This is a genomic window from Streptomyces sp. ALI-76-A, from assembly GCF_030287445.1.
Taxonomy (GTDB): domain Bacteria; phylum Actinomycetota; class Actinomycetes; order Streptomycetales; family Streptomycetaceae; genus Streptomyces.
This window is the reverse complement of sequence record NZ_JASVWB010000002.1, coordinates 5179322-5191866: the sequence shown is the minus strand read 5'-3', so window position 1 is coordinate 5191866 and position 12545 is coordinate 5179322. Positions and strand designations below refer to the sequence as shown.

General features: G+C 69.4%; 11 protein-coding genes. All 11 read right to left on the bottom strand.

The window, feature by feature from the left end; translation table 11 throughout:
* Positions 1–3 precede the first annotated feature (3 nt).
* The 11 genes from nuoL to QQS16_RS24205 are packed head-to-tail and all read right to left on the bottom strand — an operon-like array spanning position 4 to position 12532.
* Positions 4–1998, bottom strand: coding sequence for an NADH-quinone oxidoreductase subunit L (gene nuoL, locus QQS16_RS24255; RefSeq protein WP_286063970.1), 1995 nt, complete (start codon positions 1996–1998; stop codon positions 4–6).
* Positions 1999–2012: 14 nt separating this feature from the next.
* On the bottom strand, positions 2013–2312 hold the full coding sequence (nuoK, locus tag QQS16_RS24250; protein WP_004927567.1) for an NADH-quinone oxidoreductase subunit NuoK: 300 nt from the start codon (positions 2310–2312) through the stop codon (positions 2013–2015).
* Positions 2309–3151, bottom strand: a complete 843-nt coding sequence (locus tag QQS16_RS24245; protein ID WP_286063969.1) for an NADH-quinone oxidoreductase subunit J — start codon at positions 3149–3151, stop codon at positions 2309–2311. Before QQS16_RS24245 ends, nuoK begins: the two co-directional genes overlap by 4 nt.
* Complete coding sequence (gene nuoI / locus QQS16_RS24240; protein ID WP_286063968.1) at positions 3148–3789, bottom strand: NADH-quinone oxidoreductase subunit NuoI; 642 nt, start codon at positions 3787–3789, stop codon at positions 3148–3150. The genes QQS16_RS24245 and nuoI overlap by 4 nt, the downstream gene beginning before the upstream one ends.
* A complete protein-coding gene (gene nuoH / locus QQS16_RS24235; protein WP_286063967.1) occupies positions 3782–5146 on the bottom strand; it encodes an NADH-quinone oxidoreductase subunit NuoH in 1365 nt (454 codons plus the stop codon). Before nuoH ends, nuoI begins: the two co-directional genes overlap by 8 nt.
* On the bottom strand, positions 5143–7647 hold the full coding sequence (locus QQS16_RS24230) for an NADH-quinone oxidoreductase subunit G (protein ID WP_286063966.1): 2505 nt from the start codon (positions 7645–7647) through the stop codon (positions 5143–5145). Before QQS16_RS24230 ends, nuoH begins: the two co-directional genes overlap by 4 nt.
* Positions 7644–8993 carry an NADH-quinone oxidoreductase subunit NuoF gene (nuoF, locus tag QQS16_RS24225; RefSeq protein WP_286063964.1) on the bottom strand — a complete coding sequence of 450 codons (1350 nt, stop codon included), beginning with the start codon at positions 8991–8993 and terminating at the stop codon, positions 7644–7646. Before nuoF ends, QQS16_RS24230 begins: the two co-directional genes overlap by 4 nt.
* On the bottom strand, positions 8990–9889 hold the full coding sequence (gene nuoE / locus QQS16_RS24220; RefSeq protein ID WP_286063962.1) for an NADH-quinone oxidoreductase subunit NuoE: 900 nt from the start codon (positions 9887–9889) through the stop codon (positions 8990–8992). The genes nuoF and nuoE overlap by 4 nt, the downstream gene beginning before the upstream one ends.
* Positions 9886–11208, bottom strand: a complete 1323-nt coding sequence (locus tag QQS16_RS24215; RefSeq protein ID WP_286063961.1) for an NADH-quinone oxidoreductase subunit D — start codon at positions 11206–11208, stop codon at positions 9886–9888. The genes nuoE and QQS16_RS24215 overlap by 4 nt, the downstream gene beginning before the upstream one ends.
* Positions 11205–11981, bottom strand: coding sequence for an NADH-quinone oxidoreductase subunit C (locus QQS16_RS24210; protein ID WP_286063960.1), 777 nt, complete (start codon positions 11979–11981; stop codon positions 11205–11207). The genes QQS16_RS24215 and QQS16_RS24210 overlap by 4 nt, the downstream gene beginning before the upstream one ends.
* On the bottom strand, positions 11978–12532 hold the full coding sequence (locus QQS16_RS24205) for a NuoB/complex I 20 kDa subunit family protein (protein WP_018528252.1): 555 nt from the start codon (positions 12530–12532) through the stop codon (positions 11978–11980). Before QQS16_RS24205 ends, QQS16_RS24210 begins: the two co-directional genes overlap by 4 nt.
* Between the last annotated feature and the right edge of the window lie 13 nt (positions 12533–12545).

Below are 12545 nucleotides of genomic sequence, written 5' to 3'. Positions count from 1 at the left end.
GTATCAGACCGCCCTCATCAGCAGGGTCGCGGCGACGAGGACCGCCGCACCGCCGAACATCGAGACCGCGTACGACCGCGCGTAGCCGTTCTGCAGCTTGCGCATCCGTCCGGAGAGGCCGCCGACCGAGGCCGCCGTGCCGTTGACGACGCCGTCGACCAGGGTGTGGTCGACGTACACCAGGGAGCGGGTGAGGTGCTCTCCGCCGCGGACCAGGACCACGTGGTTGAAGTCGTCCTGGAGCAGGTCGCGCCGGGCGGCCCGGGTGAGCAGCGACCCGCGCGGGGCGACGACCGGGACCGGACGGCGCCCGTACTGGACGTAGGCGAGGGCGACACCGACGACGAGTACGACCATCGTGGCGAGGGTGACCGTCAGCGCGCTGACCGGGGGGTGCCCGTGGTCGTGCCCGGTGACGGGCTCCAGCCAGTGCAGGAAGCGGTCGCCGATGCTGAAGAACGCACCGCCGAAGACCGACCCGACGGCCAGCACGATCATCGGGATCGTCATGGACTTGGGCGACTCGTGCGGGTGCGGCTCGCTCGTCGCGGCGGCGGCATGACCGGAAACGGCCTCGCCGTGGTGCTCGGCGGCGGCCGGCTCCGCGCTCGGTGCCTCGGGAGAGCGGGTCGGCCGGTTGCGCCACCGCTCCTCACCGAAGAACGTCATCAGCATCACGCGCGTCATGTAGTAGGCCGTGATGGCCGCGCCCAGCAGGGCCGCGCCGCCGAGGATCCAGCCCTCGGTGCCGCCCTTGGCGAAGGCCGCCTCGATGATCTTGTCCTTGGAGAAGAAGCCGGACAGACCGGGGAAGCCGATGATGGCGAGGTAGCCGAGACCGAAGGTCACGAAGGTGACCGGCATGTACTTCCTGAGGCCGCCGTACTTCCGCATGTCGACCTCGTCGTTCATGCCGTGCATGACCGAACCGGCCCCGAGGAACAGCCCGGCCTTGAAGAAGCCGTGCGTCACCAGGTGCATGATCGCGAAGACGTAGCCGATGGGGCCGAGGCCCGCGGCGAGGATCATGTAGCCGATCTGCGACATGGTCGAGCCGGCCAGCGCCTTCTTGATGTCGTCCTTCGCGCAACCGACGATCGCACCGAACAGGAGCGTGACGGCACCGACGATGGTGACCACCAGCTGGGCGTCGGGCGCGGCGTTGAAGACGGCCCCGGAGCGGACGATCAGGTACACGCCCGCGGTCACCATCGTCGCGGCGTGGATGAGGGCCGAGACCGGGGTCGGGCCCTCCATCGCGTCCCCGAGCCAGGACTGCAGCGGCACCTGGGCGGACTTGCCGCAGGCGGCGAGCAGCAGCATCAGGGCGATGCCGGTGAGCGTGGCCTCGCTGGCGTCAGCGACGGGCCCCGGCTCCTCGTGGGTGCCGAGCAGCGGGCCGAAGGCGAAGGTCCCGAAGGTCGTGAACATCAGCATGATCGCGATCGACAGGCCCACGTCGCCGACGCGGTTGACCAGGAAGGCCTTCTTCGCCGCGGTGGCCGCGCTGGGCTTGTGCTGCCAGAAGCCGATGAGCAGGTAGGACGCCAGGCCGACGCCCTCCCAGCCGACGTACAGCAGGAGGTAGTTGTCGGCGAGGACGAGAAGCAGCATCGCCGCGAGGAACAGGTTCAGGTAGCCGAAGAAGCGGCGGCGCCGCTCGTCGTGCTCCATGTACCCGATCGAGTACAGGTGGATCAGGGAGCCGACGCCGGTGATCAGCAGCACGAACGTCATCGACAGCTGGTCGAGCTGGAAGGCGACGTCCGCCTGGAAGCCCTCGACCGGGACCCAGCTGAACAGGTGCTGGGTGAGCGTGCGGTGTTCGGTGTCCTTGCCGAGCAGGTCGGCGAAGAGGACCACGCCGAACACGAACGACGCGGCGGCCAGGGCCGTGCCGATCCAGTGACCGACGGCGTCCAGTCTGCGGCCGCCGCACAGCAGGACCACCGCTCCGAGCAGAGGCGCCGCGATGAGCAGCGCGATCAGGTTCTCCACGATTCAGCGACCCCTTACAGCTTCATCAGGCTGGCGTCGTCGACCGAGGCCGAGTGGCGGGAACGGAACAGCGACACGATGATCGCGAGCCCGACCACGACCTCCGCGGCGGCGACGACCATCGTGAAGAAGGCGATGATCTGGCCGTCCAGATTGCCGTGCATCCGGGAGAAGGCGACAAACGCGAGGTTGCAGGCGTTGAGCATCAGCTCGACGCACATGAACACGACGATGGCGTTGCGCCTGATCAGTACGCCGGTCGCGCCGATGGTGAACAACAGGGCGGCCAGGTAGAGGTAGTTGACGGGGTTCACTTCGACGCCTCCTCGGCCCGCTTGTAGGGAGACGGCTCGATCGGGGTCCGCTCCAGGCGCTCCTCGGCGCGCTGCTCCAGGGCCTTCAGGTCGTTGAGGGCCTCGGCGGACACGTCCCGGATCTGACCGCGCTCGCGCAGCGTCTTGATGACGGTGAGCTCGGACGCGGTGCCGTCCGGGAGCAGGCCGGCGATGTCCACCGCGTTGTGCCGGGCGTACACACCGGGGGCGGGCAGCGGAGGCAGTTGCTTGCCTTCCCGTACGCGCTCCCCGGCCAGCTCGCGCTGGGTCTTCGGCCGCTCGGTGCGCTCGCGGTGGGTGAGCACCATGGCGCCGACGGCGGCCGTGATCAGCAGGGCGCCGGTGATCTCGAAGGCGAACACGTACTTGGTGAAGATGAGGGCGGCGAGGCCCTCCACGTTGCCGTTGGCGTTGGCCTGGGCGAGTCCGTTGAACTCCGTGAGGGAGGCGTTGCCGATGCCCGCGGCCAGCAGGATGCCGAACCCGAGCCCGCACAGCAGGGCCAGCCAGCGCTGACCCCTGATGGTCTCCTTCAGCGAGTCCGCCGCGGTGACGCCGACGAGCATCACCACGAACAGGAACAGCATCATGATCGCGCCGGTGTAGACGACGATCTGCACGACTCCCAGGAAGTAGGCGCCGTTGGCGAGGTAGAACACCGCCAGGATGATCATGGTGCCGGCCAGACAGAGCGCGCTGTGCACGGCCCGCCTCATGAAGACGGTGCACAGGGCGCCGATCACGGCGACGGTCCCGAGGAGCCAGAACTGGAAGGCCTCACCCGTGGAGGTGGAGTAGGCGGCGAGTTGCGCGCTCATCGGCCGATCACCTTCTCCGTCGTCGGCTCGTCCTCGCCGAAGGTCGAGGCGGCCTCCTGCGGTACCTCGCCCTTGGAGACGGCGACCTGGCGCACGGTGCCGGGCGCGGCCTCCGTCACCAGGCCGCGGTAGTAGTCCTGCTCGTCCGTGCCCGGGAAGATGGAGTGCGGGCTGTCGACCATGCCCTCTTCGAGGCCGGCGAGCAGCTGCTCCTTGGTGTAGATGAGGTTGGCGCGACTGGAGTCGGCCAGCTCGAACTCGTTGGTCATGGTCAGCGCGCGGGTGGGGCACGCCTCGATGCACAGGCCGCACAGGATGCAGCGGGCGTAGTTGATCTGGTAGACGCGGCCGTACCGCTCGCCCGGCGAGTAGCGCTCCTCGTCGGTGTTGTCGGCGCCCTCCACGTAGATGGCGTCGGCGGGGCAGGCCCAGGCGCACAGTTCGCAGCCGACGCACTTCTCCAGGCCGTCCGGATGGCGGTTGAGCTGGTGCCGTCCATGGAACCGGGGAGCGGTGGTCTTCTTCTGCTCCGGGTACTGCTCGGTCAGCCGCTTCTTGAACATGGCCTTGAAGGTCACACCGAAGCCGGCCACGGGATTCTGGAAACCGGGTTGGGTCTCCTTCGGCTCCTCAGCCATCGGACGCCTCCTTTCCATCCGAAGATCCGTCACTCGCAGTATCCGGTCCACCACTGACAATCAGCTCCCGCTCACGACGGGAGCGGCGTCGCGGCACCGGCGGAAGGTCCTGCCCGGGCAGCGGCGGCACGGGGAATCCGCCCGCCATCGGGTCGAAGCCGGCCGGTTCTTCGACTGGCTGTTCGGCCGCCTTCGCCTTCTCCCGGAAGATGTCGACGACGAAGGAGAGCAGCAACAGGGTGATGACGCCGCCGGCGATGTAGAGGGCGATGTCGGTGAACTCGTAGTTCTCGTTCCGGAGGGTCCGCACGGTGGCGACGAGCATCAGCCACACCAGGGAGACCGGGATGAGGACCTTCCAGCCGAGCTTCATCAGCTGGTCGTAGCGGACCCGCGGGAGCGTGCCGCGCAGCCAGATGAAGAAGAAGAGCAGCAGTTGCACCTTGATGACGAACCAGAGCATCGGCCACCAGCCGTGGTTCGCGCCCTCCCAGAAGGTGCTGACCGGCCACGGGGCCCGCCAGCCGCCCAGGAAGAGCGTCACGGACACGGCCGAGACCGTCACCATGTTCACGTACTCGGCGAGCATGAACATCGCGAACTTGATCGACGAGTACTCGGTGTTGAAGCCGCCGACCAGGTCGCCCTCGGACTCGGGCATGTCGAAGGGGGCGCGGTTGGTCTCGCCGACCATCGTCACGATGTAGATCAGGAAGGAGACCGGCAGCAGGAGGATGTACCAGCGGTCCTGCTGCTGTTCGACGATCGTCGAGGTCGACATCGACCCCGAGTAGAGGAACACCGAGGCGAACGCGGCGCCCATGGCGATCTCGTACGAGATCATCTGCGCGCAGGACCGCAGGCCGCCCAGCAGCGGATAGGTGGATCCGGAACTCCAGCCCGCGAGGACGATGCCGTAGATGCCGACCGAGGCGACCGCGAGGATGTAGAGCATCGCGATCGGCAGGTCGGTGAGCTGCATCGCGGTGCGGTGTCCGAAGATCGAGATCTCGTTGCCGGCCGGGCCGAAGGGGATCACCGCGATCGCCATGAAGGCCGGGATGGCCGCGACGATCGGCGCGAGGACGTAGACCACCTTGTCCGCGCGCTTGACGATGACGTCTTCCTTGAGCATCAGCTTCATGCCGTCGGCGAGCGACTGGAGCATGCCCCAGGGGCCGTGCCGGTTGGGGCCGATGCGCAGCTGCATCCAGGCGACGACCTTGCGCTCCCACACGATGGAGAACAGCACGGTCAGCATCAGGAAGGCGAAGCAGAACACCGCCTTGACGACGACCAGCCACCAGGGATCGGTGCCGAACATCGAGAGGTCTTCAGCGGCGAGGTACGGGCTCATGCCTCCACCTCCTTGAGGGCTTCGGCGGCGGGCGTCGCCGGTCCGATGCGGACGAGTGAGCCGGGCCGCGCCCCGGTGTCGGAGGCGACGCCCCCGGCGACTGAGTTCAGCGGGAGCCAGACCACCCGGTCGGGCATCTCGGTGATCCGCAGCGGGAACGCGACGGCTCCGGCGGGACCGGTCACGGCGAGGACATCGCCGTCCTGCACGCCGGCTTCGGCGGCGGTCGCGGGCGACACGCGCGCGTGGGCGGCGTGCCGCGTCCCGGCGAGCGCCTCGTCGCCCTGCTGGAGCACACCCTGGTCGAGCAGCAGCCGGTGCCCGGCCAGGACCGCCTCGCCGGCGGCGGGCCGCGGCAACGAGGCGGCGGTCTCCCGGGGTTCGGTGGCCCGCGGTCCGCCCCAGGCGCCCAGCTGGTCCAGCTCCGCCCGCGCGGTGCGCAGATCCGGCAGACCCAGGTGGACGTCCATGGCGTCGGCCAGCATCTGCAGCACGCGGGCGTCGGTGGGCGCCAGGCGCCGGGTCATGTGGTCGGGCTTGAGCGCGGCCTCGAACGAGCGCACCCGGCCCTCCCAGTTGAGGAAGGTGCCGGCCTTCTCGGCGACCGCGGCGACCGGGAGGACGACGTCCGCGAGCGCGGTGACCTCGCTGGGCCGCAGTTCCAGCGAGACCAGGAAGCCGACCTCGGAGAGGGCCGCACGCGCGCGTGCCGGATGCGGCAGGTCGGTGACCTCCACACCGGCGACCACCAGCGCCTGGAGCTCGCCGTCGGCGGCGGCCTCGACGATCTGGCCGGTGTCGCGCCCGTAGCGGTGCGGGAGTTCGGCCAGGCCCCAGAGCGCGGCGACCTCGTCCCGCGCGCGCGGGTCCGTGGCCGGACGTCCGCCCGGCAGCAGCGTGGGCAGCGCGCCGGCTTCCAGAGCGCCGCGCTCCCCGGCCCGGCGCGGGATCCACACCAGCCGGGCGCCGGTCGCGGTCGCGGCCCGTACCGCGGCCGTCAGTGCGCCCGCCACCGCGGCCAGCCGCTCGCCCACGACGATCAGCGCGCCCTCGGCCCGCAGTGCCTGGGACGCCGTCGCCCCGTCGCCCTCCAGGCCGGTCCCGCTCGCGAGCGCGTCCAGCCATTCGGTCTCGGTGCCGGGAGCCGCCGGCAGCAGCGTGCCGCCGGCCTTCTCCAGACCGCGCGTGGCGTGCGTGGCGAGGGAGAACACCTTCTGTCCGTGCTTGCGCCAGGCCTTGCGCAGCCGCAGGAAGACGCCGGGTGCCTCCTCCTCGGCCTCGAACCCGACCAGCAGGACCGCGGGCGCCTTCTCCAGAGCGGTGTACGTGACGCCCGTACCGTCGAGGTCACGGCCCCGTCCGGCGACCTGGGCGGCGAGGAAGTCGGCCTCCTCGGCGCTGTGGACGCGCGCGCGGAAGTCGATGTCGTTGGTGCCGAGCGCCACCCGGGCGAACTTGCTGTACGCGTAGGCGTCCTCGATGGTGAGGCGGCCGCCGGTCAGGACGCCGGTCCGACCGCGCGAGGCGAGCAGCCCCTGAGCGGCGATCTGCAGCGCCTCCGGCCAGGAGGCCGGTACCAGCTCGCCCTCGGCGTTGCGCACCAACGGCGTCTGGAGCCGGTCCCGCTGCTGCGCGTACCGGAACGCGAACCGCCCCTTGTCGCAGATCCACTCCTCGTTGACCTCGGGGTCGTTGGCGGCGAGCCGCCGCATGACCTTGCCGCGCCGGTGGTCGGTGCGGGTCGCGCAGCCGCTGGAGCAGTGCTCGCAGACGGAGGGCGAGGAGATCAGGTCGAAGGGACGGGAGCGGAATCGGTACGCCGCCGAGGTCAGCGCGCCGACCGGGCAGATCTGGATGGTGTTGCCGGAGAAGTACGACTCGAAGGGGTCGCCCTCGCCGGTGCCGACCTGCTGGAGCGCGCCCCGCTCCAGCAGCTCGATCATGGGGTCGCCCGCGACCTGGTTGGAGAAGCGGGTGCAACGGGCGCACAGCACGCACCGCTCACGGTCGAGCAGCACCTGCGGGGAGATCGGGACGGGCTTCTCGAAGGTCCGCTTCTTGCCTGTGAAGCGGGACTCGGCGTTGCCGTGCGACATGGCCTGGTTCTGGAGCGGGCACTCGCCGCCCTTGTCGCAGACCGGGCAGTCCAGCGGGTGGTTGATGAGCAGCAGCTCCATCACACCGTGCTGGGCCTTCTCGGCGACGGGCGAGGAGAGGTGGGTCTTCACCACCATCCCGTCGGTGCACGTGATGGTGCAGGACGCCATCGGCTTGCGCTGGCCCTCGACCTCGACGATGCACTGGCGGCAGGCGCCGGCCGGGTCGAGCAGGGGGTGGTCGCAGAACCGGGGGATCTCGATGCCGAGCTGCTCGGCGGCCCGGATGACCAGGGTGCCCTTGGGCACGCTGATCTCGGCGCCGTCGATCGTCAGCGAGACGAGATCCTCCGGCGGGACCGCCGCCTCTCCCCCGCCTGCGGGAGCGTTGGTGGTCACGGTCATGCGTTCACCTCCGTGCGGTCGGCCCAGGCCGTCGACTTGGCCGGGTCGAAGGGGCAGCCGCGGCCCGTGATGTGCTGCTCGTACTCCTCGCGGAAGTACTTGAGCGAGGAGAAGATCGGCGAGGCGGCGCCGTCGCCGAGGGCGCAGAAGGACTTGCCGTTGATGTTGTCGGCGATGTCGTTCAGCTTGTCGAGGTCGGACATGGCGCCCTTCCCGGCCTCGATGTCACGCAGCAACTGCACGAGCCAGTAGGTCCCTTCGCGGCAGGGGGTGCACTTGCCGCAGGACTCGTGCGCGTAGAACTCGGTCCAGCGGGTCACGGCACGCACGACGCAGGTCGTCTCGTCGAAGCACTGCAGAGCTTTTGTGCCGAGCATGGAACCCGCGGCACCCACTCCTTCGTAGTCAAGAGGGACGTCGAGGTGCTCGTCGGTGAACATCGGAGTCGAGGAGCCCCCGGGCGTCCAGAACTTGAGGCGGTGTCCGGCCCGGATGCCGCCGCTCATGTCGAGGAGCTGCCGGAGCGTGATGCCGAGCGGGGCCTCGTACTGACCGGGACTGGTGACATGGCCGCTGAGCGAGTAGAGCGTGAAGCCCGGCGACTTCTCGCTGCCCATCGACCTGAACCAGTCTTTGCCCTTGTTCAGGATCGCGGGAACCGACGCGATCGACTCGACGTTGTTCACCACAGTCGGGCACGCGTAGAGGCCCGCGACAGCAGGGAAAGGGGGACGGAGCCGCGGTTGACCCCGGCGGCCTTCGAGCGAGTCCAGGAGCGCGGTCTCCTCACCGCAGATGTACGCGCCCGCGCCGGCGTGCACGGTGAGTTCGAGGTCGAGGCCGCTGCCCAGGATGTTCTCGCCGAGGTAGCCCGCCGCGTAGGCCTCAGCGACGGCTGAGTGCAACCGCCGCAGCACAGGGACGACTTCACCCCGCAGATAGATGAAGGCATGCGACGACCTGATGGCATGACACGCGATGACGATGCCCTCGATGAGGCTGTGCGGGTTCGCGAAGAGGAGCGGGATGTCCTTGCAGGTCCCCGGCTCCGACTCGTCGGCGTTGACAACTAGATAGTGCGGCTTTCCATCCCCCTGCGGGATGAACTGCCACTTCATTCCCGTGGGGAATCCCGCGCCGCCGCGACCGCGCAGACCGGACTCCTTGACGTACGCGATCAGGTCGTCCGGCGACATGGCGAGCGCCTTGCGGAGCCCCTCGTATCCGTCGTGGCGTCGGTAGACGTCCAGCGTCCAGGACCTGTCCTCGTCCCAGAAGGCCGACAGCACGGGTGACAGCAGCTTCTCGGGGCTGGTGTCTTTGATCTCGGCTGCCAAGGTCATCACTCCCCCTCCTCGGCGGTGGGCCCGGCCGGGTGGGCCGGGTCGGAGGCCGACGTGTCCTGCGGCGCGTCGTGCGAGCTCAGGTGTTCCGTCGGTGACGGGCGGTGCGCGGTCCTGTCCTGCGGCTCGTCGTGCGGACCGCCGTCGCGCGGCTCGTTGTGCGGTCCGCCGTCGCGCGGATGGACCACGCGCGCGGGCGCGGCCTCTCCCCTGGCCAGGCGGAGGCCCACCAGCGAGGCGGCTCCCGCGCTGCCGCTCGCCTCGACGGCCCCGGGCCGCTCGTCGGGGAAGCCGGCCAGGATCCGCGCGGTCTCCTTGAAGGTGCACAGCGGGGCCCCGCGGGTGGGCTCGACCGGACGGCCCGCGCGCAGGTCGTCGACGAGGCGCTTGGCGGTGGCCGGGGTCTGGTTGTCGAAGAACTCCCAGTTGACCATCAGCACCGGCGCGAAGTCGCAGGCCGCGTTGCACTCGATGTGCTCCAGGGTGACCTTGCCGTCGTCGGTGGTCTCGCCGTTGCCGACGCCCAGGTGTTCCTGGAGCTCCTCGAAGATCGCGTCACCGCCCATCACCGCGCAGAGGGTGTTGGTGCAGACCCCCACCTGGTAGTCGCCCGACGGCTTGCGCCGGTACATGGTGTAGAAGGTGGCGACCGCGGTCACCTCCGCGGTGGTCAGGTCCAGCACCTCCGCGCAGAACCGCATGCCGGTGCGCGTGACATGGCCCTCCTCCGACTGCACGAGGTGCAGCAACGGCAGCAGGGCCGAGCGGGAGTCCGGGTAGCGGGCGATGATCGCGCGCGCGTCCGTCTCCAGCCGGGCGCGGACGTCGTCCGGGTACGTGGGCGCGGGCAGTTCGGGCATGCCCAGGCTGACGCCCCGCTCCGAAGAAGAGGTGGTCACCGGTCGACGCCTCCCATCACGGGGTCGATGGACGCCACGGCGACGATGACGTCGGCGACCTGGCCGCCCTCGCACATCGCCGCCATGGCCTGAAGGTTGGTGAAGGACGGGTCGCGGAAGTGGACCCGGTAGGGGCGGGTGCCGCCGTCGGACACGGCGTGCACCCCGAGCTCGCCCTTGGGCGACTCGACGGCCGCGTACGTCTGTCCCGGCGGGACGCGGAAGCCCTCGGTGACCAGCTTGAAGTGGTGGATCAGGGCCTCCATGGAGGTACCCATGATCTTCTTGATGTGGTCGAGGGAGTTGCCCAGGCCGTCCGGTCCCAGGGCGAGCTGGGCGGGCCAGGCGATCTTCTTGTCGGTGACCATGACCGGGCCGGGCTGGAGCCGGTCCAGGCACTGCTCGACGATCCGCAGGGACTGGCGCATCTCTTCCAGGCGGATCAGGAAGCGGCCGTAGGCATCGCAGGTGTCGGTGGTCGGGACGTCGAAGTCGTACGTCTCGTAGCCGCAGTAGGGCTGTGCCTTGCGCAGGTCGTGCGGCAGGCCGGTGGAGCGCAGGATCGGGCCGGTGGCGCCGAGGGCCATGCAGCCGGCCAGATCGAGGTAGCCGATGTCCTGCATGCGGGCCTTGAAGATGGGGTTGCCGGTGGCGAGCTTGTCGTACTCCGGGAGGTTCTTCTTCATCTTCTTCACGAACTCGCGGATGTGGTCCACCGCGCCGGGCGGCAGGTCCTGGGCGAGTCCGCCGGGGCGGATGTACGCGTGGTTCATCCGCAGGCCCGTGATGAGCTCGTAGATGTCGAGAATCATTTCACGATCACGGAATCCGTAGATCATGATCGTGGTGGCGCCGAGTTCCATGCCGCCGGTGGCGATGCACACCAGGTGCGAGGAGAGCCGGTTCAGCTCCATCAGGAGCACGCGGATGAGCGTGGCCCGGTCGGGGATCTGGTCCTCGATGCCGAGGAGTTTCTCGACGGCCAGGCAGTAGCCGGTCTCGTTGAAGAAGGACGTCAGGTAGTCCATGCGCGTCACGAACGTGGTGCCCTGCGTCCACGTGCGGTACTCGAGGTTCTTCTCGATGCCGGTGTGGAGGTAGCCGATGCCGCAGCGGGCCTCGGTGACGGTCTCGCCCTCGATCTCCAGGATCAGGCGGAGCACACCGTGGGTGGAGGGGTGCTGGGGGCCCATGTTGACGACGATGCGCTCGTCGTCGGCTCGGGCCGCGGACTGGACGACCTCGTCCCAGTCGCCACCGGTGACCGTGTAGACGGTGCCCTCGGTGGTTTCCCGAGGGGAGGCGTGCGAAGTGCTCACGAGTACGACCTCCGCTGGTCCGGAGCCGGGATCTGGGCGCCCTTGTACTCGACGGGGATGCCGCCGAGGGGATAGTCCTTGCGCTGCGGGTGGCCCTGCCAGTCGTCCGGCATCATGATCCGCGTCAGGGCCGGGTGACCGTCGAAGACGATGCCGAAGAAGTCGTAGGTCTCGCGCTCGTGCCAGTCGTTGGTCGGATAGACCGGGACGAGGGACGGGATGTGCCGGTCGGTGTCCGGGGCGCTGACTTCGAGGCGGATCAGCCGGTTGTGGGTGATCGAGCGCAGGTGGTAGACGGCGTGCAGCTCGCGGCCCTTGTCCTGCGGGTAGTGCACGCCGCTGACGCCGGTGCAGAGCTCGAAGCGCAGGGCCGGGTCGTCGCGCAGCGTGCGGGCGACGCGGAGCAGGTGCTCGCGCTCGATGTGGAAGGTGAGCTCGTCGCGGTCCACGACGGTCCGCTCGATCGCGTTGTCGGGCAGGAGTCCCTGCTCCTCCAGCGCGCCTTCCAGTTCGTCGGCGACCTCGTCGAACCAGCCGCCGTAGGGACGGCTCGCCGGTCCCGGAAGCCGGACCGAGCGGACCAGGCCGCCGTAGCCGGAGGTGTCGCCGCCGCTGTCGGCGCCGAACATGCCGCGCTGGACGCGGATCTCCTCGCCCCCCTGGCCGCGCTGGCCGGGAAGGTTGGAGGCCGAGAGGTCCTTCTCGGGGTTGGTGCCGTCGGACGCCCCGTCGGTCCCGTTCGACGCCCCGTTGGTGCCGTTCGCGTCGCTCACCTCAGCAGCCCCTTCATCTCGATCGTCGGCAGGGCCTTGAGCGCCGCCTCCTCCGCCTCACGGGCGGCCTCCTCGGCGTTCACGCCGAGCTTGGAGCTCTGGATCTTCTGGTGGAGCTTGAGGATGGCGTCCATCAGCATCTCCGGGCGCGGCGGGCAGCCGGGGAGGTAGATGTCGACCGGGACGATGTGGTCGACGCCCTGGACGATGGCGTAGTTGTTGAACATGCCGCCCGAGGAGGCGCAGACCCCCATGGAGATCACCCACTTCGGGTTCGGCATCTGGTCGTAGACCTGCCGGAGCACCGGCGCCATCTTCTGGCTGACCCGGCCGGCGACGATCATCAGGTCGGCCTGGCGCGGGGATCCGCGGAAGACCTCCATGCCGAAGCGGGCCAGGTCGTAGCGGCCGGCGCCGGTGGTCATCATCTCGATGGCGCAGCAGGCGAGGCCGAAGGTGGCGGGGAAGACCGACGACTTGCGCACCCAGCCCGCGGCCTGCTCGACGGTGGTCAGCAGGAATCCGCTCGGCAGCTTTTCTTCGAGTCCCATGGCTAAAGGCCCC

What these genes read in the sequence shown, in the direction of transcription:
- QQS16_RS24245 (WP_286063969.1), bottom strand. Translation starts at nt 3,151, where the DNA reads ATGAGCGCGCAACTCGCCGCCTACTCCACCTCCACGGGTGAGGCCTTC.
- nuoI (WP_286063968.1), bottom strand. Translation starts at nt 3,789, where the DNA reads ATGGCTGAGGAGCCGAAGGAGACCCAACCCGGTTTCCAGAATCCCGTG.
- nuoH (WP_286063967.1), bottom strand. Translation starts at nt 5,146, where the DNA reads ATGAGCCCGTACCTCGCCGCTGAAGACCTCTCGATGTTCGGCACCGAT.
- QQS16_RS24230 (WP_286063966.1), bottom strand. Translation starts at nt 7,647, where the DNA reads ATGACCGTGACCACCAACGCTCCCGCAGGCGGGGGAGAGGCGGCGGTC.
- QQS16_RS24205 (WP_018528252.1), bottom strand. Translation starts at nt 12,532, where the DNA reads ATGGGACTCGAAGAAAAGCTGCCGAGCGGATTCCTGCTGACCACCGTC.